This is a genomic window from Rhodanobacter sp. PCA2 (assembly GCF_013620825.1).
GTDB lineage: Bacteria > Pseudomonadota > Gammaproteobacteria > Xanthomonadales > Rhodanobacteraceae > Rhodanobacter_A.
Genome location: NZ_NJIC01000019.1, coordinates 80,968 through 103,847, shown reverse-complemented (window position 1 = coordinate 103,847; position 22,880 = coordinate 80,968). Strand labels below are relative to the sequence as shown.

Genomic DNA, 22,880 nt, shown 5'->3' with positions numbered 1-22,880 from the left:
GTGGTGGCCGGCGCATTCATGCCGGCGGATGTGGGGGCTTCCGGGAATGGCTTGCGATTTCCGTACACGCCGAGCGTAGCTTGCGGCAGCAAGCGAAGTCGAAGCGACCGGCCATTCGCCCCCTTCGACTCTGGCCCTTCGGGCCGACGCTCAGGGTGAACGGGATGAAACATGTCGGAACGATCAATCGTCCTTGCCGAACACCTTCCTGGTCGCGTGTTTGGTGGCATCCCAGCCTTCTTTCGCGCCGTGGCCGACGGCGACACCGGCATCCCTGGCGCCATGGCCGACGGCGATGCCCGCCTTCTTCGCGCCATGGCCGATGCCGGTGCCGGCCTCCTTGGCGCCGTGGCCGATCTTGTGGGCGACATGCTTGGTGGCATGACCCACGGCCCGGGCGCCGTTGGCGACACCGTGGCCGACGTCCTTCGCACCCTGCTTGATCTCCTGGCCGGCGCTCTCCTGCGCGACCGCGCCGAACGCCGCCAGGGCGGCACAGGCAAACAGGATGCTGCAAATCTTCTTGGCATTCATGCTGGCTACCTCGTCTGTGGTTCGCGTGATCTTGGACCTTGCTCAGGCATCGACGCGCTTGGCGCCCGCGTCCAGGCCGGATTTCAGGCTGGCCTCGATGAACTCGTCGAGGTCGCCGTCCAGCACCTTCTGCGTGTCGGAACGCTCCACGCCGGTGCGCAGGTCCTTGATGCGGCTCTGGTCGAGCACGTAGTTGCGGATCTGGCTGCCCCAGCCGATGTCGGACTTGGTGGCTTCCAGCGCGTCCTTCTCGGCGTTGCGCTTCTGCACCTCGAGCTCGTACAGCTTCGCGGCCAGCATCTTCATTGCGCGGTCGCGGTTGGCGTGCTGGCTGCGCTCGGTCTGGCAGGCCACCACCACGCCGCTGGGTACGTGGGTGATGCGCACCGCGGACTCGGTCTTGTTGACGTGCTGGCCGCCGGCGCCGGACGAACGATAGACGTCGGTCTTGAGGTCGGCCGGGTTGATCTCGATGTCGATGTCGTCGTCGACTTCGGGCGACACGAACACGCTGGTGAAGCTGGTGTGGCGGCGGTTGTCGGAGTCGAACGGGCTCTTGCGCACCAGGCGGTGCACGCCGATCTCGGTCTTCAGCCAGCCGTAGGCGTAGTCGCCTTCCACGCGGAACGTGGCCGACTTGATGCCCGCCACTTCGCCGCCGGAGGCTTCCAGCAGCTCGGTCTTCCAGCCGCGCGACTCGGCCCAGCGCAGGTACATGCGCAGCAGCATCTCGGCCCAGTCCTGCGCCTCGGTGCCGCCGGCGCCGGCCTGGATGTCCACGAAGGCGTTCGCCGAATCCATCTTGCCGGAGAACATGCGCTGGAATTCCAGCTTGCCCACGCGGGCTTCCAGCCTGGCCACGTCGTCCACGACGGAGGCGACGGTTTCCTCGTCGCCGTCGGCGGCGGCCATCTCCACCAGTTCCCCGGCGTCGGAGAGGCCCGCGGTGAGTTCGTCGATGCCGGTGACCACGGTATCCAGGCGCGCACGTTCGCGGCCCAGTTCCTGCGCGCGCGGCGGGTCGTCCCAGACGTTGGGGCTTTCCAGCTCGCGGCTTACTTCTTCGAGACGCTCACGCTTGGTTGCGTAGTCAAAGATACCCCCTAAGCGACTCGACGCGGGCCGTGAGGTCCGCGATCTGCGCGAGGATCGGATTGGTTTCAATCATGGGAATGATGACGAACGGCAAAGGCCGGAAGAATAGCAGATACGTCACAGAGGGGACTGTCGCAAAGCCTGTAATCCGGCTTCGTCCGACGTCCGACCGCCGATGCCGGCCCGGGCGAAGCCGCCTCCTTCCCTGCCCGGGCCGTTGCCCGCACGAACGAGCGATTCCAGTCCCTGGTATACGGCCCCGCCCTCGCCCTTGCCGCGGGATGGGTGCTCCACCTCGGCAGGAAAATCTTCAGGCTGATCGCCTTCAGCGTCCTGGTGGTCTACGCGATCGTCGGCCTGGCTTGCCTGCTGGCCCGCATCCGGCACCCGTTCCATCGCCGTGCTGCTGTCCGGCAATGCCGACCTCGACGAGAACCGAGGCCCTCGCCAAGGTCGATGCACCGACGCCCCGTTACGCCAGCGCTTGCGCGTGCACCCCGCGTACCGCGCGTCCCGACGGGTCGGCCAGCGCCGCGAAGGCCGGGTCCCAGGCCAGCGCGGCGGGCGAGGAACAGGCGATGGACTTGCCGCCCGGCACGGTGGCGGCGCAGGCCTCGCCCGGATAGAACTGCTCGAAGATGCGCCGGTAGAAATACGCTTCCTTGGTGGCCGGCGTGTTGAACGGGTAGCGCGAGGCCGCCGCGGCGAATTCGCGATCGCTCACCTGCTGTTCGGCATGCGCCTTCAGGCCGTCGATCCAGCCGTAGCCCACGCCGTCGCTGAATTGCTCCTTCTGGCGCCACAGGATTTCCTTCGGCAAGGCGCCGTCGAAGGCCGCACGCAGCACGTGCTTTTCGATCTTGCCGTTGCCGGTCCCGCTCTTGTCGACCATTTTGTGGGCGGCGTCCATGCCCATCGCCACGTCGATGAATTCGAGGTCGAGGAAGGGCACGCGCGCTTCCACGCCCCAGGCCATCATCGCCTTGTTCGCGCGCAGGCAGTCGTAGCTGTGCAGCGCGTCGAGCTTGCGCACGGTTTCCTCGTGGAAGGCCTCGGCCGAGGGCGCCTTGTGGAAGTACAGGTAGCCGCCGAAGATCTCGTCGGAGCCTTCGCCCGACAGCACCATCTTCACGCCCATCGCCTTGATGCGGCGTGCGAGCAGGTACATCGGCGTGGCGGCGCGGATGGTGGTGACGTCGTAGGTTTCCAGGTGGCGGATCACCTCGGGCACGGCGTCCAGGCCTTCCCAGAAGGTGTAGACGAAGCCATGGTGCACCGTGCCCAGCGCATCGGCGGCGATCTGCGCGGCGGCGAGGTCGGGCGAACCATCCAGGCCGATCGCGAAGGAGTGCAGGCGCGGCCACCAGGCCTCGCTGCGGTCGCCGTCCTCGATGCGCTCGCGGGCGAACTTGGCGGCGCAGGCGGCGACCAGCGAGGAATCGAGGCCGCCCGAAAGCAACACGCCGTAAGGCACGTCGGTCATCAGCTGGCGGTGCACGGCCTGCTCGAAGGCCTGGCGCAGCTCGCCCGGCGCGGGCCCCTGGCCCCGGGTCGCCGCGTAATCGCGCCACGGCCTGGCGTAGTAGCTGCGCAGTTCGCCGGTGGCGCTGTCGTAGACGTGGCCGGGCGGAAACGTGGCCACGTCCGCGCACACGCCGGCCAGCGCCTTCATCTCCGAGGCCACGCACAGGCGGCCCTGCGCGTCGTGGCCCCAGTACAGCGGGCAGACGCCGATGGGATCGCGGGCGATCAGGTAGCGCTGCGCCGCGCCATCCCACAGCGCGAAGGCGAAGATGCCGTTGAGCTTCGGCAGGAAGTCTGCGCCGTGCTCGCGATACAGGGCGTTGATGACTTCGCAGTCCGAGCCGGTGGTGAAGTCGTAGCTGCTGGCGGCGCGCAGCTCGCGGTGGTTGTAGATCTCGCCGTTCACCGCCAGCGCCAGCGCGCCGTCGCGCGAACGCAGCGGCTGCGCGCCCGAGGCCGGATCGACGATGGCCAGGCGCTCGTGCACCAGGATCACGCCCGCATCCACGAACACGCCGCTCCAGTCCGGCCCGCGATGGCGCTGGCGCTGCGACAGCTCCAGCGCCTGCCGGCGCAGGGCGGCCAGATCGTCGCCCGGCTGCAGGTCGAACATTCCGAAAATCGAACACATGGCGAAGCTCCTCGGTAACGGTTGTGGGTGCCGCTCGGTTTGAAAGTGGCCACGGATGGCCGGAATGCAGTTGCGCGGGTGGATACGCGCACAAACGAAGAGGCCCGCACTGGGCGGGCCTCGATCGCGTGTCTGGTGGTGTTGCTTTCAGCTACGCGCGGGCCCGCCAACGATTGGCGTTGTTGTTCGCGCGATTGTTGTTGACGGCCGCCACGAGGCCCCGCGCGGCAGGCGCGGTGGCGTTCGGGAACGTGGCGATCATGAAGGTCATGCGCCGACTACAGCAGAACGCGGACGGTCGCGCAAGTGACGATTCGGCATGAGCGTGTTCGGCCGTCCATACGTTCAGCCATCCACGGGCTCGGCGATCCACTGTGCCGCCGCCTCGCGCTCGGCCAGCCCGAACAGGCGGAAGTCTGCCGGCACCAGGAATCGGGTCGCCTTGGTCGCGGTGCGCAGCCACGGCACGTCGGTGACCAGCGCCACCCGGTCCCAGCCGCTGATGTGGCGGATGCCCAGCATGAAGTCCTGCCACATCGCGCCGGCGTCGAAACCGGTGAAGTCGGGTTCCACCACGAACAGCATGCGCAGCTTGCGATTGAGCGCCAGCACCGCTTCCACGTCCGGCACGAGCAACTGTTCGTAATCGGCCGCGGTCACCTGCCCGTGGGCGCGGAAACCCAGCGCGCCGGGCGGCAGTCCATCGATCTGTTCCAGCATGGCGATCTCCGTTGCGGGCGGAGCGTCCAGTGTGGCGCAAGCGGCGTTAATTTGCTGCCGCGCGAATTTGCTGCCGCGCACGTCAGGGATGGTCTGATTCTGCTCGTCATCCCAGCGAAGGCTGGGATCCAGTGCCTGTAAGCCACGGAACACAAAGGCACTGGATTCCTGCTTTCGCAGGAATGACGAGCAGGCAGTCGGTTAATCCGACGGTTCGACATGCCGCAGCAACAGGCGCGGCGATTCCCGCCCCTGCCAGTCGTTGACGACCAGCTCGTAGGCGGCGCGCAGTCGCGGCGGCGGCGCAGCGGACCCGACATTGAACATCACCGCATCGTGCACGCTGCCGTCGCGTGGGTCGCGCAGGTTGAGCCGCCAGTGGCCTTCGCCCATCGGCTTCCAGTGCGCGCATTCGAACAGGTTGTCGAACACCGGCTCGGGGAAAGCCTGGCCCCACGGGCCGGCCTCGCGCAGCTGCCGCGCCAGTTCCAGCGACAGGCTGCCCACCGGCAGTTCGCCGTCGGTGTAGAGCGCGGCCTGCAGGCGTTCCGGCGCGATCAGCTCGCGGGCGGCGGCGTCGAACGCCGCGGCGAAGCGCGGGAAATCTTCCGTGCGCAGGCTCAGCCCGGCCGCCATGGCGTGGCCGCCGAAACGCTCGATCAGGCCGGGCTGGCGCGCGTCGATCATGGCCAGCGCATCGCGCAGGTGGAAGCCAGAGATCGAACGGCCCGAGCCGCGCAAGCTTGCCGTATCGTCTTCGCTGGCCGGCGCGAACGAAATCACCGGGCGATGCAGGCGTTCCTTCAACTTGGAGGCCACCAGCCCCACCACGCCCGCATGCCAGGAGGGTTCGTACAACGCCACGCCCACCGCATCGATGTCGCGCAGGCCGGCCGTCATCGCCTCGGCTTCGGCCACCATCGACGCCTGCAGGTCGCGGCGTTCGCGGTTGATCTCGTCGAGCTGCATGGCGTAACGGCGCGCCTGCGCGGCATCGTCGGTGAGCAGGCATTCCACGCCCAGTTGCATATCCTCCAGCCGCCCCGCCGCGTTCAAACGCGGCCCAACCGCATAACCGAGATCGCTCGCGCACAGCGTAGCCGCGCTGCGCTTGCCGCATTCGATCAGCGCGGCGATGCCGGCGCAGGCCTTGCCGCCGCGGATGCGCCGCAAGCCCGCTTCCACCAGCACGCGGTTGTTGAAATCCAGCGGCACGAGATCGGCCACCGTGCCCAGCGCCACCAGGTCGAGCAGCACGGAAAGATCGGGCTCGCCCTTGGCGAACGCACCGTCCCCGCGCAACTTCGCGCGCAAGGCCAGCAGCAGGTAGAACATCACGCCCACGCCGGCCAGGTTTTTCATGCGTGCGTCCTGCACGCAAGCGTCAAAAAGCGGGCGTTCCTGCCCGCACTCCCCAGGATTCACATTGGGGTTCACGAGTGCATCGCAGGCCGGCAACTGTTCGCCGGGCAAATGGTGGTCGGTGACGATCACCCGCATGCCCAGCGCCTGCGCCCGCGCCACGCCGGCCACGCTGGCCACGCCGTTGTCCACGGTGACGACCAGTTGCGGCCGCGGCTGCAGCGAATCGACCAGCGCCGGCGTGAGGCCGTAGCCGTGCACGAAGCGGTTCGGCACGGCGTAGCCCACACGCTTCGCGCCCAGCATGCGCAGGCCGCGCACGGCGACGGCGGTGCCGGTGGCGCCGTCGCAGTCGTAGTCGCCGGCGACCAGGATGCTCCAGTCGTCGCGGATCGCCTCGGCCAGCAGCGCGGTCGCCGCCTCCAGTCCGCCCAGCGATTGCGGCGGCAGCATGCGCTGCAGGCGGTGCTCCACGTCCGAAGGCTGCAGCGCGCCGCGCGCCGCATAGATACGCTGCAGCACCGGGTGCACAGTGGCGTCCCAGCCCGAGGGTTCGCCCTGCAGCGTGCGCCGGCGCAGCTCCGGCGCGTTCAACGCGGCGCCCTGCGCCAGAAACGCCAGCGATGCCACGGGCGCCACGACCAGCGCTCGCCGCCGGCGAACACCAGCTCCAGCGTCTGCCTTCGCGCCAACGCCTGCAACGCCGGCCACGCGTCGCGGGCGAATTCGCCGGCGGGCAGCTCCTGCAGGTCGATCAGCCAGCCGGCCTTGGCCATCGCCACGGCCTGCGGCGCGTACGCCCGGCCCGGGATGCCGGCACGCGCCGCCAGCGCGTGCAGCAATTCATCGTTGCCGACCACGCCGGCGAAGCGGCCGTGCAGCGGTGCGGGCAAGCGCCCTGCCCCCCACAGCCACACGCTGTTGACCGGCGCCAGGCTGCGCGCCTGCCGCGCGGCATTCAGCGGGTGCTGATGCAGCAGCACCTGCACCTCGTTCAGCAGCACGCGCCACGGGCGGCCTTCCGCGCCCTGCGGCAGGTGCTGGTACAAGTCCTCGCCCAGCGCCTGCGCGGGCGCGGCGAACGCCGGGAGCGCCGTACCCGGCGGCAGGCGCAACTGCCAGTGGGTAGGCGCGGTGATCTCCAGTTGCAGGCCGGCCTCGGCGAATGCCGGCTGCAACGCCTGCGCGAACGCTTCCGCCTCGCCCGGCGCCATCGGCATCGCGCCGCAGGCGAGCAGGCGCACGCCGGTCATGTCCGGCTGCACCCAGGCGGGATCGGCGTTGAGCCAGGCCGCGTCGCCCGCATCGCCGGCGAGGCGTTCGCGCAGCAGCGCCGCGGCCGGCAAGGGCGATTCCGCGCCGAAGCCGTGGGCGAGTCGGGCCATGCGGTCGCGCGCGTCGCCGTCCAGGCGATCCGCCTGCGCCAGCAGGCGGTGCAGCGGGTGCGCGCGGTCCACGTGCTCCAGCGGGGGCAGCCACACGCTTGCCGGATGCGTGTCCATCGGTGCGTCCACTCAGGCTTCCAGCACTTCGTACAAGCTCATCCACTCCGCTTCCAACGTTTCCTTCTCGCGGCGCAGTTCGGCCTGCTGCTGGCCCAGCTTCATCAGCGCAGCCGTGGAGCCGTTGTAGGTTTCCGGGTCGGCGAGTCTGGCCTCCAGCGCGGTCAGTTCGGCATCGATGGCGGCCATGCGCGTCTCGATCTTCTTCACGCGCTGGCGCGAGGCCTTTTCGTTCTCGCGCTGCTGGGCCGCGGCGCGGCGGCGTTCCTCCGGCGATTCGACCGGCGTTGCCGGCTTCGCCTCGGCCTTGGCGGCTTTCTTGTTCGCCGCGCCGCGCGAGCGCAGCCAGCGCGCATAGTCGTCGAGGTCGCCGTCGAACGGCTCCACCACGCCATCGGCCACGCGCCAGAAGCTGTCGCAGACCATGCCGAGCAGGTGGCGGTCGTGCGACACCAGCACCAGCGCGCCGTCGAAGTCGGCCAGCGCGTCGGCCAGCGCTTCGCGCATGTCGAGGTCGAGATGGTTGGTGGGTTCGTCGAGCAGCAGCAGGTTGGGTTTGTCCCAGGCGATCAGCGCCAGCGCGAGGCGCGCGCGCTCGCCGCCGGAGAAACCGTCCACCGACTCGAAGGCGCGGTCGCCGGCGAAGTTCCAGGTGCCGAGGAAATCGCGCAGCGCCTGCGCGGCCGCGTTCGGCGCCTTGTCCTGCAGGTGGTCGAACGGGCTGCGCCCGGCATGCAGGCTTTCCACCGTGTGCTGGGCGAAGTAGCCGATCTTCAGATCCTTGTGCGCCTTGCGCTCGCCACCCATCGGCGCGAGTTCGCCGACCAGGGTCTTGACCAGGGTCGACTTGCCCGCGCCGTTCGGGCCGAGCAGGCCGATGCGTTCGCCGGCTTCGAGGCGGAAGCGCACGTCGCGCAGGATGATCGCGGCTTCGCGGCTGGGCGCATCGTGGCCGGGCAGATGGTCGTCGCCTTCCTCGCGCGAACCGGCCGGGTAGCCGGCGGCGATCTCTTCCAGCTGCAGCATGGAATCGGGTACGCGGTCGGGCTGGGCGAACTGGAAGTGGAACGCGCGCTCGGCGCGCACGGCCTCGGTGCCGGCCATCTTCTCCAGCCGCTTCATGCGCGACTGCGCCTGCTTGGCCTTGCTGGCCTTGGCCTTGAAGCGGTCGATGAAGCTCTGCAGGTGCGCGCGCTCGGCCTGCTCGCGCTCGTGGGCGATCTGCTGCTGGCGCAACTGTTCGGCGCGCAGGCGTTCGAACGCGCTGTAGTTGCCGGTGTAGAGGCGCGCGCCGCCGTCGACCAGGTGCAGGGTGTGGTCGATCACGCCGTCGAGGAATTCGCGGTCGTGCGAGATGATCAGCAAGGTGCCCTGGTAGCGGCGCAGCCATTCTTCCAGCCACAGCACGGCGTCGAGGTCGAGATGGTTGGTGGGCTCGTCCAGCAGCAGCAGTTCGGACGGTGCCATCAGCGCGCGCGCCAGGTTCAGGCGTACGCGCCAGCCGCCGGAGAATTCCTTCACCGCGCGTTCGTGCGTTTCCGGCGCGAAACCCAGGCCATGCAGCAGCCGGCCGGCACGGGCGCGGGCGTCGTAGCCGTGCAGTTCCTCGATGCGGTGGTGGGCGCGCGCCATCGCCTCGCTGTCGCCGCGCGCCTGGGCGTCGGCTTCGTCGCGCAGCACGGCGGCCAGTTCGACGTCGCCGCCCAGCACGTAGTCGATGGCCGGATCGGGCAGCGCGGGCGTTTCCTGCGCCACCGAGGCCAGGCGCAGTTTCGCCGGCAGGTCGATGTCGCCGGCATCGGCCTCCACCTGGCCCTGCAGCGCCGCGAACAGGCTGGACTTGCCGCAGCCGTTGCGTCCGATCACGCCCAGCCGCCAGCCGGCCTGGATCACCAGGTCGATGTCGGACAGCAGCAGGCGGGCGCCGCGGCGCAGGGCAAAATGGCGGAACGCGATCATGGGATACGTCAATCGGGCGACTCGGCCGCACATGATAAGGCACCTCGCGATTTCGGGACGCCCACCGCCAGGCGCGCCGCTCCCCCAACCGCCCGGATCGAACCCGCCCCGGTGCGCGCAACGGCCATGTCCGTCACAGCCGCCGCGCCTGCCCGTGGATAGTCGCAAACAGTTCTGCTACAACGGCGCGGCCACGCCTTGCTGCGGAGAGGGGACCATGTTCAAGCATCGCCACGGGCTGCCCTTGCTGGCAGCATTCGCCATCGGCTTCGTCGCCGTCGGCTGCGCCGCGCCGCAGACGGCCCGGGCCGACAACCTGCTGATCCACCGCGTGCAGCAGGAAAAAGGCATGAACCTGCCTGCGCGCGGCATGAGCATGGCCCAGGTCGAGCAGCGCTACGGCGCGCCGCAGCGCAAGCTTTCGCCGCGCGGCGGCGACAGCAAGAGGCATCCGGTGATCAACCGCTGGGAGTACGCGAACTTCATCGTCTACTTCGAGCACAGCCACGTGGTCCATTCCGTACTCAACACGCCGGCCGGCAACAACACCCACCCCGCCTCCGCGAACTGAGTTCCGCCGGATCGCAACGCGGCCCGCGGCGACGCGGGCCGCGTTTTCGTGCCAAAGCCCTGGCAAGCAGGCCGAACGCGCGCCTGCCGTTTGTCATGCGCATTCGCTTAAAATGCGCGGCCCGGCGCCGCGCGCCGCCCCGCACGAGAACCCCGTCATGACCGACCCCCGCTGGCGCCTGCCCGCCGAATGGGAACCGCAAGCCGCGGTGCTGATCGCCTGGCCGCATGCCGGTACGGACTGGGCCGAACGGCTGGCCGAGGTGGAAACCACCTACGTGGCGCTGGCCGCGGCGGTGACGCGCTTCCAGCGGCTGATCGTGGTGGTGGCCGACGCCGGGGTGCGTGCGCATGCCGAGTCGCTGCTGCGTACCGCGGGCGTCGACTTCGGCCGCATCCGCTTCGTGGAACTGCCCTACGACGACACCTGGCTGCGCGATTCCGGCCCGGTCACGCTGAAGGCCGACGACGGCCGTTTCCAGCTTGCCGATTTCCGCTTCACCGGCTGGGGCGGCAAGTTCGGCGCCGAACAGGACGACGCACTGATCGCGGGCCTGGTCGATGCCGGCGTGTTCGGCAAGGCCGGGCACCGGCGCATCGACTGGGCGCTGGAAGGCGGCGGCATCGAGAGCGATGGCGCGGGCACCGTGCTCACCACCTGGAAGTGCCTGCACCAGCGCCACCCGGAGCAGAGCCGCGAGGCGATGAACGCGATCCTGGAGGACAGCCTGCACGCCGGGCGCATCCTGTGGCTGGACCACGGCTACCTCGAAGGCGACGACACCGACGCGCACATCGACACCCTCGCCCGCTTCGCGCCCGGCGAACACATCGTCTACCAGGCCTGCGACGACGCGGGCGACAAGCACCACGCCGAACTCGGCCGCATGGGCGAGGAACTGGCCGCGCTGCGCACCCTCGACGGCCGCCCGTACCAGTTGCATCCGCTGCCCTGGGCGCGGCCGATCATCGACGAAGGCCGCCGCCTCGCCGCCTCCTATGCAAACTACCTGGTGATCGACGGCGCGGTGCTGGTGCCCGCCTACGGCGACGCCGCCGACGACGAGGCCGCGCGCATCATCGGCAGCGTGCATCCGGGCCGCGACGTGGTGCAGGTGCCCTGCCGCCCGCTGATCTGGCAGAACGGCAGCTTGCACTGCATCACCATGCAGTTGCCGGCCGGGCTGGTATGAGGCGCATTCGCTAGAATGCATGGTTCGGTAGCACGAGGATTTCCCCGATGACCCGCAAGACGCTCAAGGTCGCGCTGCTGCAGGAAACCGACCGCGGCAGCCGCGACGCCAACCTCGACGCCATCGAGGCCGGCCTGCGCGAAGCCGCCAGTGCCGGCGCCGAACTGGTGCTGCTGCAGGAGCTGCACAACGGCCCGTATTTCTGCCAGCACGAGTCGGTCGAGCTGTTCGACCTGGCCGAGAGCATTCCCGGCCCCGGCACCGCGCGCCTCGGCAAGCTGGCCGAAGAGCTGAAGCTCGTTGTGGTGGCCTCGCTGTTCGAGAAGCGCGCGGCGGGCCTGTACCACAACACCGCCGTGGTGTTCGACCGCTCGGCGGCGATCGCGGGCAAGTACCGCAAGATGCACATCCCCGACGATCCGGCGTTCTACGAGAAGTTCTACTTCACGCCGGGCGACCTCGGCTTCGAGCCCGTCGACACCTCGGTGGGCCGCCTCGGCGTGCTGGTGTGTTGGGACCAGTGGTATCCGGAAGCCGCGCGCCTGATGGCGCTGGCCGGCGCGGAACTGCTGCTCTACCCTACCGCCATCGGCTGGGACCCGAACGACGTGCAGGACGAGAAGGATCGCCAGCGCGAGGCCTGGGTCACCGTGCAGCGCGGCCACGCGGTGGCGAACGGCCTGCCGCTGCTGGCCTGCAACCGCACCGGCCACGAGGCCGATCCCTCCGGCGTGGGCGCCGGCATCCGCTTCTGGGGCACCAGCTTCGTCGCCGGCCCGCAGGGCGAATTCCTCGCCAGGGCCGGCACCGACGAACGCGAATTGCTGATCGCCGAGATCGACATGCAGCGCAGCGAGCACGTGCGCCGCATCTGGCCGTTCCTGCGCGACCGGCGCATCGACGCCTACGGCGACCTGCTCAAGCGCTTCCGGGATTGAGCGTACTTGGGCGTTCGTCTTTGAACGCGAGAATCGCACGGGCGGCTGTCCATGGCCGCCCTACTTCCCTGCCTGTCGTCATTCCTGCGAAGGCAGGAGGCGCTTCACAACAGCGAAGCTGGTCATCCAGCGTCTTTGTGTTCCGTGGCTTGCAGGCACTGGATGACTCGCTGCGCTCGCCCCTTCGGGGCCGCCCTGCAGGCGTTCTGCGCGCTTTGCGCTTGTCCAGCTTTCGCTGGGATGACGAGCAACATCAGACCATCCTTGACCCTTTGCCCTTGACCCTCTGCGATCATCCTTGATCGCGGGAATCACGCGGGCAGCCGCCCTTGGCAGCCCTTCCGACTTGCTTCGTGCGGGGCGCATCCCCATGCTTGGATTCCTCCCGCAACCAGTACGCCCGCGCATGAGTGTTCCCGACCCCGCCCTGCCCTTGCCTTCCGTGCTGCAGGACCAGCCGCTCGAACGCGTGCAGCGCGATGGCGTGGAGTACGTGGTGCTGGGCACGGCCCACGTGTCGCGCACCAGCATGGAGGCGGTGCAGGCCCTGCTGGAACACGAGCGCTTCGACGCGGTGGCGGTGGAGCTGTGCGAAAGCCGCGCGCAAGGCATGCGCGATCCGGACGCGTTCAAGCGCATGGACTTGTTCCAGGTGATACGCCAGGGCAAGGCCGGCATGGTCGCCGCCAGCCTGGTGCTTTCCACGTTCCAGAAGCGCCTCGCCGAACAGTCCGGCATCCAGCCCGGCGCCGAGATGAAGGCGGCGATGGACGGCGCCGAGGCACGCGGCCTGCCGCTGTGGCTGGTCGACCGCGAGGTCGGCACCACGCTCAAGCGCGCCTGGCGCAGCGTGGGCTTCTGGCAGCGCTTCGGCCTGCTCGGCGGCCTGCTCGCCAGCGTGTTCGAGCGCGAGGAGATCGAAGCCAGCGAGATCGAGAAGCTCAAGCAGGGCGACATGCTGGAAAGCGCGTTCAGCGAGTTCGCCAGCGAGTCGAAGCCGCTGTACGAGAGCCTGATCGCCGAACGCGACGCCTACATGGCGGCACGCCTGCGCGAGGAAGCCGCGCGCAGCGCCGCCGACACTCCGCGCCGCGTGCTGGTGGTGATCGGCGCGGGACACCTGAAGGGCCTGTGCCAGCTGCTGCGCGAGCAGCAAGGCGATCCGGCGGCGACCGCCGCCGTGCTGGCGCAGACGCCGCCGAAGGCGCGCTGGCCGAAGTGGCTGGCCGCGGGCCTGGTGCTGGCGGTGTTCGTGGCGATCGCGTTCGCGTTCCATCGCAACACGGCGCTGGGCGCGCAGGCGCTCACCGCATGGGTGCTGTTCACCGGCGGCTTCGCCGCGCTGGGCGCGCTCGCCGCCGGCGGCCATCCGCTGAGCATCCTCGCCGCCTTCATCGCCGCGCCGGTCAAGCCGTTCCGCCCCGGCATTCCCGCCGGCGGCATCAGCGCGATGGCCGAAGCCTGGGTGCGCCGGCCCAGCGTGGCCGATTTCGACACGCTGCGCGACGACATCGGCCACTGGAGCGGCTGGTGGAAGAACCGCGTGGCGCGCACCTTGCTGAACTTCTTCCTGGTGAGCCTCGGCACCATCGTCGGCGAGTACAGCGCGGGCATCCACATTTTCCGCAGCCTGGTCTGATCGCGGGCTGCGCGGCGGTCCCGGCGGTGCGACATGTTGTCCATGCCGGGACGTGCTGTCTATACTGCACCGGTTGCTGTACTGATTTGCATCTGTCGCCGCAGCTGGGGAACGATCTCGATGATTCGATTGCAATTGCTTGGTCTGGCAGCCGCTGCCGCCTTGCTGGCCACCGCCAGCGCGCACGCCGAAGGCGGCGACAAGGCGGCCGGGCGCACGCTGGTCTACACCTGCGCCGGTTGCCACGGCGTGCCGGGTTACAGCAACGCCTACCCGGACTATCCCGTGCCGAAGATCGTCGGGCAGAACGAGCAATACCTCATCAATGCGCTGACCGAGTACAAGAACGGCGGCCGCACCTACCCGACGATGGCCGCGCAGGCGCAAAGCCTGTCCGATCAGAACATCAAGGACATCGCCGCCTACCTGTCCAGCCTTGCGCCGGCAAGCAAGTAAGAGGATTTCGCATGCAACGCGCATCAGCCCTGCTTTCGCTCGGCGCCGTCCTGGCGCTCGCTTCCGCTCCGCTGCTGGCCAACGGCAATGCCGCGAACGGCAAGACCAAGGCGGCCGCCTGCTTCGCCTGCCACGGCGCCGACGGCAACTCGATCGACCCGCAGTATCCGCGCCTCGCCGGCCAGTACAGCCAGTACCTGCAGCAGGTATTGCACGAGTACAAGAACGGCGAGCGCAGCAACCCCATCATGAAGGGCATGGTCACCACGCTGTCCGACCAGGACATCGAGGACATCTCGACCTACTTCGCCGGCCTGCCGACCAAGCTGGACACGCTGAAAGGCCATATCCAGGGCGACTGAGTCCGTCCGTTCCCGGAAACGAGAAACCCGCCGCGAGGCGGGTTTCTCGTTCAAGGAGTGCGGCCATGAATCGCCGCCCGTTCGATTTTCGCGATCGGGACGAACGCGAATACCCGCACCGGCTCAGCCCAGCGCCGACTTCCCTTCGTGCTTGCTGTAGTACGGCTGCTTGCCGCCGCTGTGGTCGGTAGCATCGCGCACCGCAGTCACCTCGGGCACGCGCTCGCGCAGGGTTTTCTCCACGCCCTGCTTCAGGGTGACGTCGACCATGCCGCAACCGTGGCAGCCGCCGCCGAACTTCAGCAGCACCACGCCTTCGGCGTCCACTTCAAGCAGCGTGACGCGGCCGCCGTGCGAGGCCAGCCGCGGGTTGATCTCGGCGTCCAGCACGTAGCGCACGCGCTCGATCACGCCGGCCTGCAGCCCGGGCACGTCGCCCTTGATCTTCGGCGCGCGGATGTTCAGCAGGCCGCCGGTGGCGTTCGGTTCGAAATCGATGCTGGCGCCATCCAGCCACGAGGCGCTGTCGCCATCGACATGGAAATCGAAGCCCGCGCACTCGACCGTCCATTCGTTGCCGGCCAGCTCGGCCGGCTCGCAGAACTCCAGCTCGCAATTGGCGGCCGGCGTGCCCGGTTCGGTCACGTGCAGGCGGATGCCCAGTCCCTCGCTGCCCTGCTGGTCCAGCAGGTGGCGAAAATGCTGCTGCGCGCGTTCGGAAATCTCGATCATGTTTCACCTGTGGCGGATGTCACGGCGGCCGCGTCAGCGCGGTCCATCGAATCAGCACCATTTTAGTACTGTTTTGCACGCGTTGCGGGCTTTGACATTTGGGCGCGCAACTTCGACGCTGCGCAACCCACCTTTGCGTCGTGACGGAGCCGCCATGAACATCCACGATTTCGCCAGCCAGCACTGCCAGCCGCGCAAGGGCAAGGAGCATGCACTGGGCGCGGACAAGATTACCCAACTGCTGCAATTGCTGCCCGACTGGGCGCTTGTCGCCGACGGCCAGGCGATCGTCAAGGACTTCCGTTTCCCCGATTTTCACCGCACGCTGGGCTTCATCAACGCGGTCGGCTACATCGCCAACCACGAGGATCACCACCCCGACATCGAGGCGGGCTACGGCCATTGCCAGCTGCTCTGGTCGACCCACGACGTGGGCGGGCTTTCGCTCAACGACATCATCTGCGCGGCCAAGGTCGAGGCCTTGCTGGCGCGCTGAGCGTGCGGCAACTTACCGCGCCGCCGACGCCCCGCTGGCGGGCCGCCGCAGGCTACGCCCTGCTGGTGGCGCTGCTGCTGTTCGGGCTGCACGAGCTGGCCGCACGCATCACCGCGGCCCACCTGCAGCGCGTGGCCAATCTTCAGGCGGCGCTGATCGAACACGGCCAGCCGCCGTGGCGGTGGCGGCTGCGCCTGCCGCACGATCTCGTCGCCGGCCGTGCGTTCGGCGCCGCCGACGTGCAGCGCGACGGCAACGGCCTGCGCATTCGCAGTCGCGACGGCACGCCGTTCGAGCTGGGGCTGCCGGTCACCGGCATGCTGGACGCGGGCCACTGGCCGCTGCTGGCGGTGGACGGCATGGCCGATGCGCCGTTCCGGCTGGGCGTGGCCTGGCAACCGCGACTGGGCCGGCCGGGTTGCCTCGCCTGGCAGGATGCGCCGGTCGCCGCCGGCCCGCTGCACGCTGTGGTCGACCTGCGCCGCCTGCAATGGCAGGGCGAGGGCTGCGCCGCACCGGAACGGATCGAGGTGCTGCGGCTGAAACTGGAACTGCCCGCCGGCATGTCGCTGCGCCTGGCCGAAGTGTCGCTGCGCCGCGCAACGCCCTTGCCCCTGCCCACGCAGCCCTCGCTGCAACTGTCGGCCGATCCGGCGACGGCGGCACGGCAACTTGCCGACCCTGCACTGCCGCCCGCCGCCTGGATTGCGCTGCCGGCGGGGGCCTCCGCCGAAACGCAGCTGGCCTTGCGCGAACAGGTGCGGCAGCAACGGCCGGGGGCGCTGCTCCTGCCGCATGGCGTCGCGCCGGAAGCGGCGGGCGAAACCGGCGCACCCGCCTGGCTGCCCTGGGCCGGCGCGACGGGCTATCTGCTGGCGCTGATCGGCTTGGCCGTGTGGCCGCCATCCCAGCCGCGGCGGCGCTGGCTGGAACTTGCCGCCTGCATGGCCGGTCCGCTGTGGCTGGTGATGGGCCTGCACCTGGGGTTGCGCCTGTCGCCGCCCAGCCTGCTGTGCTTTGCCGGCGCCGTGCTGTTCGCCGCGCACGCCGAGTGGCGGCAGCGGCCAGCCGACTGGCGCTGGGTGGGCGACTGGCGCGACTGGCTGCCGCCCTTCGCCCTGCTGCCATTGGCGGTATTGCTTGGCATTTTTTTCGGCCACCCCGGCAAACCGCCCACGCCTGGGCATGTCGTGCTCTACCCGCTGTGGGCGATCCTGCAGCAATGGCTGATGCTGGCCGTGGTGCTGCGCCGCCTGGAAGGCGGTCGTCTCCCGGCCGGCCTCGCCGTGCTGCTCTGCGCCCTGGTGTTCGCGCTGATGCACACGCCGAACGGCGTGCTGATGCAGCTCTGCCTGCTGGCCGAACTGTGGTGGGCCTGGTGTTTCCGGCGCTCGCGCGCCCTGCTGCCGGTCGCCGCGGCGCATGCCGCCTGCGCGCTGGTGGTGGAAGCCAGCCTGGCGGGCGGCCTGCTGCGTTCGCTGGAGGTCAGCGCCCGTTTCTTTCTTTGATTTGAAAAGTGCAGCCATGGATGGCTGCCCGTTTGATTCTCGCGATCAGGAATGATCGCCGCGGGATTTCAGCGCCTGGACGTACGGCAGGTGCTTGCCCTTCACCGCCAGCACGTCGAGGAAATCCTTGAGGTCGTCCGGCAACGGCGCCGAGAAGCTGTAGAGGCGCCCGTCCAGCTCGAAGCTGAGATGCGCGGCGTGCAGGAACAGCCGCTGCAGCCCCATCTCGCGGAAGCGCTTGTTCATCTCGCGGTCGCCGTATTTCGGATCGCCCGCCAGCGGATGGCCGATGTGGGCGGCGTGCACGCGGATCTGGTGGGTACGGCCGGTGCCCAGGGTGGCCTGCATCAGGCGCGCGCCGGGGTACTGCTCCATTTCGCGGAAGAAGGTCAGCGCCGGCTTGCCGTCCTCGCTGACCCGCACCATGCGCTCGCCGCCCTGCAGGGCGAACTTGCGCAGCGGCGCGTTCACGTCGAATTTCGCCTTGGACGGATGGCCGACCATCAAACACAAGTACTGCTTGGTGACCTCGCCGGCGCGGATCGCCGCCTGCAGGCCGGTCAGCCCCGCCCGCGACCTCGCCAGCACCAGCACGCCGCTGGTGTCGCGATCCAGCCGGTGCACCAGTTCCAGCGACTCGTGCGGGCGCGCCGCCCGCAGCAGCTCGATCGCGCCGTGGCTGACGCCGCTGCCGCCATGGCTGGCGATGCCCGAGGGCTTGTCGATCACCAGGAAGTGCTTGTCCTCGAAGATCACCGTCTCCGCAAGGGACGAGACCAAGGCGCCCGGCGCTTCCCGCCCTTCCGGTCGTTCTGCCACCCGGATCGGCGGAATTCGCAGCATATCGCCGTCACTTAGCCGCGTATCGGGCTTGGCCCGCTTGCCGTTCACGCGCACCTGGCCGGTGCGCAGCAGCCGGTAGATCATGCTTTTCGGCACGCCCTTGAGCAGGGTCGCCAGTGCGTTGTCGATGCGCTGGCCGTCCCGCTCGGGGCCGATCGCCACTTGACGCACACCGTGAGGTACGTCGCGGGAAGTTGCCGTCTGCATTGAAAAAAACCTGTCGGAATAGGATACTGGTCGAGCGTCAATCCCAGCCCACCGAGACCGGTTCGGGCCGGGGCCCCGCCCGTCACGCCGGCGAGGATTGCGCCGCCTGCCCAAGGACGATCCCGGGCAACGGTCGCGACTCCCTTTCATCGTAACGGTTCGGGCTGCCGTTTGCCCGAAGCCTTGCGGCCACGGTGCGGCAGGCGCAGCTGACCGAACATCCGGGCGCCGGGAACGGCGCCGTCACATGAGCCGCTCCCCCGCTGCGGCGCGATCCCCGGCAGGCCGCCATCACGGCGCCACCGTGGCACGCGACGCGCGGGCGAGCCGAGGAAAACTACAATGAAGCGCATGTTGATCAACGCAACTCAGCGTGAAGAGTTGCGTGTGGCCATCGTCGATGGCCAGAACCTCTACGATCTCGATATCGAAATCCCCTCCCGCGAACAGAAAAAGGCCAACATCTACAAGGGCCGCATCACCCGCGTCGAGCAATCCCTGGAAGCCTGCTTCGTCGATTACGGCGCCGAACGCCACGGCTTCCTGCCGCTGAAGGAAATCGCCGACCAGTACTTCACCCCCGGACTGAACCCGCACAAGTCGGGCATCCGCGAGCTGCTGAAGGAAGGCCAGGAAGTCGTCGTCCAGGTCGAGAAGGAAGAGCGCGGCAACAAGGGTGCCGCCCTGACCACCTTCATCTCGCTGGCCGGCCGCTACATGGTGCTGATGCCGAACAACCCGAAGGCCGGCGGCGTCTCGCGCCGGATCGAGGGCGAGGACCGGCAGGCGCTGAAGGAAGCCCTGGAGCACGTCACCGTGCCCGACGACGTGGGCCTGATCGTGCGCACCGCCGGCCTCGGCCGCGACGCCGAAGAGCTGCAGTGGGACCTGGACTACCTGCTGACCCTGTGGCGCTCGATCTCCGACGCCGCCAGCAAGCGCAAGGCGCCGTTCCTGATCTACCAGGAATCCAAGCTGTTCATCCGCGCCCTGCGCGACTACCTGCGCAGCGACATCGGCGAGATCCTGATCGACGAGGAAGCGCTGTACGAGGACGCGCGCGAGTTCATGCAGCAGGTGATGCCGACCTCGCTGCGCAAGCTCAAGCTGTACAAGGACGACACCCCGCTGTTCAGCCGCTACCAGATCGAGACGCAGATCGAGAGCGCGTTCGATCGCCAGGTGCGCCTGCCCTCCGGCGGCTCGATCGTGATCGACCAGACCGAGGCGCTCACCGCCATCGACATCAACTCGGCCAAGGCCACCAAGGGCTCGGACATCGAGGAGACGGCGTTCAACACCAACCTCGAAGCCGCGGTGGAGATCGCCCGCCAGTGCCGCATCCGCGACGCCGGCGGCCTGATCGTGATCGACTTCATCGACATGGACAGCCCGCGCCACCAGCGCGAGGTCGAGGAAAAGCTCAAGGACGCGCTCAAGCTCGACCGCGCCCGCGTGCAGGTGGGCCGCATCAGCCGCTTCGGCCTGCTGGAGCTGTCGCGCCAGCGCCTGCGCCCCAGCCTCGGCGAAGCCACCCAGATCGTCTGCCCGCGTTGCGAAGGCCACGGCCACATCCGCAGCGTGGAATCGCTGGGCCTGTCCACCCTGCGCCTGATCGAAGAGCACGCGATGAAGGACAACACCGGCCAGGTGCTGGTGCAGGCCCCGCCGACGGTGGCGAACTTCCTGCTCAACGAGAAGCGCGCCAGCGTGGTCGAGATCGAGCTGCGCCACAAGGCGCACGTGGTGATCGTGGCCGACGACAAACTGGAAACGCCGCACATCGAGATCCAGCGGATCAAGGAAGCGGACATGGGCGAGCACAGCAAGCCCAGCTACGAGCGCCTCACCGCGGTCGACGCCACGCCGATCCCGAAGATGGGCCAGGCGCTGGGCAGCAACGAGCAGCCCGCGGTCAGCGGCATCGTGCCCGCCACGCCCGCCCCGGTGCGCGAGGAGGCCCCCGCGCCGGCTCCTGTTCCGCAGCCGGCGCAGGCACGCCGTCCGGCGGCGCCCGCGCCGGTCGCGCCGCCCGCTCCCGGCGGCGGCATCATCTCGCGGCTGTTCGGCTGGTTCCGCACCAGCGCCGCCGCTCCGGCTGCAGCGCCCGCGGCGGCCCCGGCCAGCAGCAATGGCAGCGGCAGCAGCAATGCGCGCGGCAATCGCCAGCAGCAACAGCCGCGTCGCGACGAACGCAACCGCAACGCGCAGGGCGGCAACGGCAACGGCAACCGCCAGCGCCGCGACGGCTCCGCGTCGGGCAAGTCGAACCAGCCGCAGAACGCCCAGCAGTCGAACCGCGGCAACCGCCAGCAGGGCGGCGAGAACGCCTCGCGCCAGCAGCAACCGCAGGCGAACGCCCAGGCACCCAGGCAGGAACGCCAGCAGCAGCCGCGCAACAACGCCGCCGACGGCAAGCCCGCCCAGCAGCAGGAACGTGCCGAGCGCAAGGTCGCTGCCGCCACTGCGGTAGCCGCCGTCGCGGTCGCGAAACCGGGAGCGCCCAGCCCGCAGCCTGCAGTCGCCGCCGTTGAATCGGCGCCCGACGAGGTCAAGCTGATCGCCGCACCGGTCGCGGCCGGCGAGGAAGCCGGCGACGCCGCACCCGCGGATGCCGAGAATCCCTCGCGCCGCCGCCGTGGCCGCCGTGGTGGCCGCCGTCGTCGCCGCCATGAGGACGGCGCCGTCGGCGCGACGCCGGAGGCCGGTCAGCTCGGCGAACTCGACGACGAGGATCGCGACGAGTCGGAAACCGGGAGCGAGGAAGCCAAGCCCGCAGTTGCGGCCACCGCAGCCGTCATCCCCACGCCGGTGGTTGCCGACGCGGAGGCCGGCGAAGCCGCTGCCGTGCAAACGGCGGCCACCACGCCCGAACCCGTCGCGCCGCGCCCCGCTCCCGCACCGCGCACCCAGCCGGTGCAGGTGGAGCGCCACGAGCCTGCGCGCGTGGTGCTGACCGAAGCGCCGCTGGCCGCCGCCGTCGCCACCGCCTTCAGCCTGCCCCCATTGCCGCCGATTCCGGAGAAGTCCGCACCGGCCGCCACTGCGGCGACGGATACGGCGCACCCGGTCCAGACGGATGTTTCCGCCCCCGATCCGGTGGATCAGGCGGTTGCCTCGCCGGCCCCGGCTGATGTCGTGGAAACCCGGGAAGCTGCAGCCGAGCCAGTGGCCCCGGCGCCTCTCGTCGAGGTCCGGGAAGAGCCGGCGCATGCAGCCGTCAACGGCCATGCAGCGCCCGCGCCCGCCGTCGTGGTGCAGCCGCGGCAGGGCGACCTGCTCGGTCATCCCGCGGTCGAAGATGTACCTGCCGCCGAAGCGGAACCTGCGCCTGCACCCGATGCGTCCGCAGAAACCGCCGACGAGCACCGCAAGGACGCCGCGCTCTGAGCGCTGCGCCATGTGTGGACAAAAAAGCCGGACCCAGGTCCGGCTTTTTTGTGGGCGCGATTCCGCTGCGTCGGACTCAGGAGCCGACCTGGTGGTTCGGGGCATCGATCAGGCCGTGCGCCGTCATCAGATGGGCCAGCCCCAGCACGTGCTCCACGTGCAGCTTCTCCATCAGCCGCTGCTTGTAGGTCGATACCGTCTTGGGGCTGAGGTTGAGCTGCTCGCCTATCATCGTCAGCGGCTTGCCGCGCACCAGCATCATCGCCACTTCCAGCTCGCGACTGGACAAGGCATCGAACGGCGAGCTGCTGCCGTCCAGCGTCGCCAGCGCCAGTTGCTGCGCCACCGCCGGCGCCAGATAGCGCCGGCCCGTGGCGACCTGGCGCACCGCCGTCACCAGTTCCTCGGCGTTGCAGCCCTTGGTCAGGTAGCCGAACGCGCCGGCATCGAGCAGGCGCTTGGGAAAGCGCCCGTCGTCGACCACCGTGACCACCACGATGCGCGTGGCGAGTTCCGCCCGGTTCACCCGCTCGGTGAGCTCGATGCCGCTCATGCCCGGCATGTGCACGTCCACCAGCGCGATCTCGGGCTTGAGGCAGCGGATCAGGCGCATGCCCTCCTCCGCGCTTGCCGCTTCGCCGCAGACGGCCATGTCCGGCTGTTGCTGCAGAATCATCCGGAAACCCGTGCGCACGAGTTCGTGGTCGTCGATGAGAACGATCTGGATCATGACCTACCCTCCTTGATGGGGCGCTCCCGGCCTCCGATATGCCACGGTGTGGTGGTGCATGTGCACCCGCGCACAACACCGCGCATGGATGGAAACTAGGCGGCTTTGCCGCGGTATGCAAGCAGAAAAATGCGTCGCGATTCGCAGCATCCTGCGGGCCGCGACAACGCCCCTGCAAAGGATATTCCGTGCGATACCGGCACGGCGACGGATCGAACGGACAGGGTCTGCGCCATGCATCCTACGCGTGCCCCAGCGACTCGCCTGCACGATCCCTGGGCCGATACCCACACGCGTGTGGTCTGCGCCCTTCGCGATCCAGCTCGCGGACCAACCCGTGCCGGCCGCTGGCGCTACGCGCGTGCGAGGCATCGCCGGACGATCGCCCCAACCCTGCGCCGAGCGGACGTCTCGCGCCCCGGATGCGGGGCAGCTCCGCAACACGGGAAGTGATCGAACGCTGCCCGGGAAGCCCACCGTCCTGTCCGT

The 22,880-nt window shown here is 69.2% G+C and carries 20 protein-coding genes; 9 read left to right on the top strand and 11 right to left on the bottom strand.

Features of this window, described 5'->3' with window-relative positions:
- Positions 1–183: 183 nt before the first annotated feature.
- The 8 genes from PCA_RS07585 to abc-f all read right to left on the bottom strand — a co-directional run bounded on the left by PCA_RS07585 (position 184) and on the right by abc-f (position 9,327).
- Positions 184–534 (bottom strand): hypothetical protein, encoded by a 351-nt coding sequence (locus tag PCA_RS07585; protein ID WP_181301984.1) that lies wholly within the window; start codon positions 532–534, stop codon positions 184–186.
- A gap of 42 nt (positions 535–576) precedes the next feature.
- Positions 577–1,702, bottom strand: a protein-coding gene (prfB, locus tag PCA_RS07580) for a peptide chain release factor 2 (RefSeq protein WP_181301983.1) whose coding sequence is annotated in 2 segments (ribosomal slippage) — positions 577–1,626 and positions 1,628–1,702 — 1,125 coding nt in all. Because the reading frame shifts where the segments join, the coding sequence is not laid out codon by codon here.
- Between the two features lie 44 nt (positions 1,703–1,746).
- Positions 1,747–2,025, bottom strand: a complete 279-nt coding sequence (locus tag PCA_RS07575; RefSeq protein ID WP_181301982.1) for a hypothetical protein — start codon at positions 2,023–2,025, stop codon at positions 1,747–1,749.
- A gap of 76 nt (positions 2,026–2,101) precedes the next feature.
- On the bottom strand, positions 2,102–3,784 hold the full coding sequence (asnB, locus tag PCA_RS07570; RefSeq protein WP_181301981.1) for an asparagine synthase B: 1,683 nt from the start codon (positions 3,782–3,784) through the stop codon (positions 2,102–2,104).
- A 345-nt stretch (positions 3,785–4,129) separates the two neighbouring features.
- Positions 4,130–4,504 (bottom strand): STAS/SEC14 domain-containing protein, encoded by a 375-nt coding sequence (locus PCA_RS07565; RefSeq protein ID WP_181301980.1) that lies wholly within the window; start codon positions 4,502–4,504, stop codon positions 4,130–4,132.
- 201 nt (positions 4,505–4,705) lie between these two features.
- The gene (recJ, locus tag PCA_RS07560; RefSeq protein WP_343204426.1) at positions 4,706–6,496 is read right to left on the bottom strand and encodes a single-stranded-DNA-specific exonuclease RecJ; all 1,791 of its coding nucleotides are present in this window, start codon (positions 6,494–6,496) and stop codon (positions 4,706–4,708) included.
- Positions 6,457–7,380, bottom strand: a complete 924-nt coding sequence (locus tag PCA_RS07555; RefSeq protein WP_343204425.1) for a phosphoglycerate mutase — start codon at positions 7,378–7,380, stop codon at positions 6,457–6,459. Before PCA_RS07555 ends, recJ begins: the two co-directional genes overlap by 40 nt.
- Positions 7,381–9,327: a ribosomal protection-like ABC-F family protein gene (abc-f, locus tag PCA_RS07550; RefSeq protein ID WP_181301979.1), complete on the bottom strand. Its 1,947-nt coding sequence runs from the start codon at positions 9,325–9,327 to the stop codon at positions 7,381–7,383. It lies immediately after the preceding gene.
- A 217-nt stretch (positions 9,328–9,544) separates the two neighbouring features.
- Here abc-f and PCA_RS07545 point away from each other — a divergent pair, with 217 nt between their 5' ends.
- The 6 genes from PCA_RS07545 to PCA_RS07520 all read left to right on the top strand — a co-directional run bounded on the left by PCA_RS07545 (position 9,545) and on the right by PCA_RS07520 (position 14,485).
- A complete protein-coding gene (locus PCA_RS07545; protein WP_181301978.1) occupies positions 9,545–9,898 on the top strand; it encodes a hypothetical protein in 354 nt (117 codons plus the stop codon).
- A 157-nt stretch (positions 9,899–10,055) separates the two neighbouring features.
- Positions 10,056–11,090 carry an agmatine deiminase family protein gene (locus tag PCA_RS07540; protein ID WP_181301977.1) on the top strand — a complete coding sequence of 345 codons (1,035 nt, stop codon included), beginning with the start codon at positions 10,056–10,058 and terminating at the stop codon, positions 11,088–11,090.
- Between the two features lie 47 nt (positions 11,091–11,137).
- The gene (locus PCA_RS07535; protein WP_181301976.1) at positions 11,138–12,028 is read left to right on the top strand and encodes a carbon-nitrogen hydrolase; all 891 of its coding nucleotides are present in this window, start codon (positions 11,138–11,140) and stop codon (positions 12,026–12,028) included.
- A 406-nt stretch (positions 12,029–12,434) separates the two neighbouring features.
- Positions 12,435–13,667, top strand: coding sequence for a TraB/GumN family protein (locus tag PCA_RS07530; protein WP_181301975.1), 1,233 nt, complete (start codon positions 12,435–12,437; stop codon positions 13,665–13,667).
- Positions 13,668–13,787: 120 nt separating this feature from the next.
- Positions 13,788–14,123: a cytochrome c gene (locus tag PCA_RS07525; protein WP_181301974.1), complete on the top strand. Its 336-nt coding sequence runs from the start codon at positions 13,788–13,790 to the stop codon at positions 14,121–14,123.
- Between the two features lie 11 nt (positions 14,124–14,134).
- The gene (locus PCA_RS07520; RefSeq protein WP_181301973.1) at positions 14,135–14,485 is read left to right on the top strand and encodes a cytochrome c; all 351 of its coding nucleotides are present in this window, start codon (positions 14,135–14,137) and stop codon (positions 14,483–14,485) included.
- 123 nt (positions 14,486–14,608) lie between these two features.
- Here PCA_RS07520 and PCA_RS07515 read toward each other — a convergent pair whose 3' ends face one another.
- Positions 14,609–15,217, bottom strand: coding sequence for an NfuA family Fe-S biogenesis protein (locus PCA_RS07515; protein ID WP_181301972.1), 609 nt, complete (start codon positions 15,215–15,217; stop codon positions 14,609–14,611).
- 154 nt (positions 15,218–15,371) lie between these two features.
- On the opposite strand from PCA_RS07515, the gene PCA_RS07510 reads away from it, so the two are divergent.
- Both PCA_RS07510 and PCA_RS17780 read left to right on the top strand, forming a co-directional pair.
- Positions 15,372–15,713 carry a 4a-hydroxytetrahydrobiopterin dehydratase gene (locus tag PCA_RS07510; protein ID WP_181301971.1) on the top strand — a complete coding sequence of 114 codons (342 nt, stop codon included), beginning with the start codon at positions 15,372–15,374 and terminating at the stop codon, positions 15,711–15,713.
- A gap of 2 nt (positions 15,714–15,715) precedes the next feature.
- Positions 15,716–17,221, top strand: coding sequence for a CPBP family glutamic-type intramembrane protease (locus tag PCA_RS17780; protein ID WP_181301970.1), 1,506 nt, complete (start codon positions 15,716–15,718; stop codon positions 17,219–17,221).
- A 45-nt stretch (positions 17,222–17,266) separates the two neighbouring features.
- Here the strand turns inward: PCA_RS17780 and PCA_RS07500 are convergent, their stop codons facing one another.
- Positions 17,267–18,271, bottom strand: coding sequence for an RluA family pseudouridine synthase (locus PCA_RS07500; RefSeq protein WP_181301969.1), 1,005 nt, complete (start codon positions 18,269–18,271; stop codon positions 17,267–17,269).
- A gap of 342 nt (positions 18,272–18,613) precedes the next feature.
- On the opposite strand from PCA_RS07500, the gene PCA_RS07495 reads away from it, so the two are divergent.
- Positions 18,614–21,661 carry an Rne/Rng family ribonuclease gene (locus tag PCA_RS07495; RefSeq protein WP_181301968.1) on the top strand — a complete coding sequence of 1,016 codons (3,048 nt, stop codon included), beginning with the start codon at positions 18,614–18,616 and terminating at the stop codon, positions 21,659–21,661.
- A 76-nt stretch (positions 21,662–21,737) separates the two neighbouring features.
- On the opposite strand, the gene PCA_RS07490 is transcribed toward PCA_RS07495, so the two are convergent.
- Positions 21,738–22,391, bottom strand: coding sequence for a response regulator (locus PCA_RS07490; protein WP_181301967.1), 654 nt, complete (start codon positions 22,389–22,391; stop codon positions 21,738–21,740).
- Positions 22,392–22,880 lie beyond the last annotated feature (489 nt).

Coding starts and splice junctions, on each gene's coding strand:
- PCA_RS07585 (WP_181301984.1), bottom strand. CDS start 534: ATGAATGCCAAGAAGATTTGCAGCATCCTGTTTGCCTGTGCCGCCCTG.
- PCA_RS07575 (WP_181301982.1), bottom strand. CDS start 2,025: ATGGAACGGGTGCCGGATGCGGGCCAGCAGGCAAGCCAGGCCGACGAT.
- asnB (WP_181301981.1), bottom strand. CDS start 3,784: ATGTGTTCGATTTTCGGAATGTTCGACCTGCAGCCGGGCGACGATCTG.
- PCA_RS07565 (WP_181301980.1), bottom strand. CDS start 4,504: ATGCTGGAACAGATCGATGGACTGCCGCCCGGCGCGCTGGGTTTCCGC.
- abc-f (WP_181301979.1), bottom strand. CDS start 9,327: ATGATCGCGTTCCGCCATTTTGCCCTGCGCCGCGGCGCCCGCCTGCTG.
- PCA_RS07545 (WP_181301978.1), top strand. CDS start 9,545: ATGTTCAAGCATCGCCACGGGCTGCCCTTGCTGGCAGCATTCGCCATC.
- PCA_RS07540 (WP_181301977.1), top strand. CDS start 10,056: ATGACCGACCCCCGCTGGCGCCTGCCCGCCGAATGGGAACCGCAAGCC.
- PCA_RS07535 (WP_181301976.1), top strand. CDS start 11,138: ATGACCCGCAAGACGCTCAAGGTCGCGCTGCTGCAGGAAACCGACCGC.
- PCA_RS07530 (WP_181301975.1), top strand. CDS start 12,435: ATGAGTGTTCCCGACCCCGCCCTGCCCTTGCCTTCCGTGCTGCAGGAC.
- PCA_RS07525 (WP_181301974.1), top strand. CDS start 13,788: ATGATTCGATTGCAATTGCTTGGTCTGGCAGCCGCTGCCGCCTTGCTG.
- PCA_RS07520 (WP_181301973.1), top strand. CDS start 14,135: ATGCAACGCGCATCAGCCCTGCTTTCGCTCGGCGCCGTCCTGGCGCTC.
- PCA_RS07515 (WP_181301972.1), bottom strand. CDS start 15,217: ATGATCGAGATTTCCGAACGCGCGCAGCAGCATTTTCGCCACCTGCTG.
- PCA_RS07510 (WP_181301971.1), top strand. CDS start 15,372: ATGAACATCCACGATTTCGCCAGCCAGCACTGCCAGCCGCGCAAGGGC.
- PCA_RS07500 (WP_181301969.1), bottom strand. CDS start 18,271: ATGCAGACGGCAACTTCCCGCGACGTACCTCACGGTGTGCGTCAAGTG.
- PCA_RS07495 (WP_181301968.1), top strand. CDS start 18,614: ATGAAGCGCATGTTGATCAACGCAACTCAGCGTGAAGAGTTGCGTGTG.
- PCA_RS07490 (WP_181301967.1), bottom strand. CDS start 22,391: ATGATCCAGATCGTTCTCATCGACGACCACGAACTCGTGCGCACGGGT.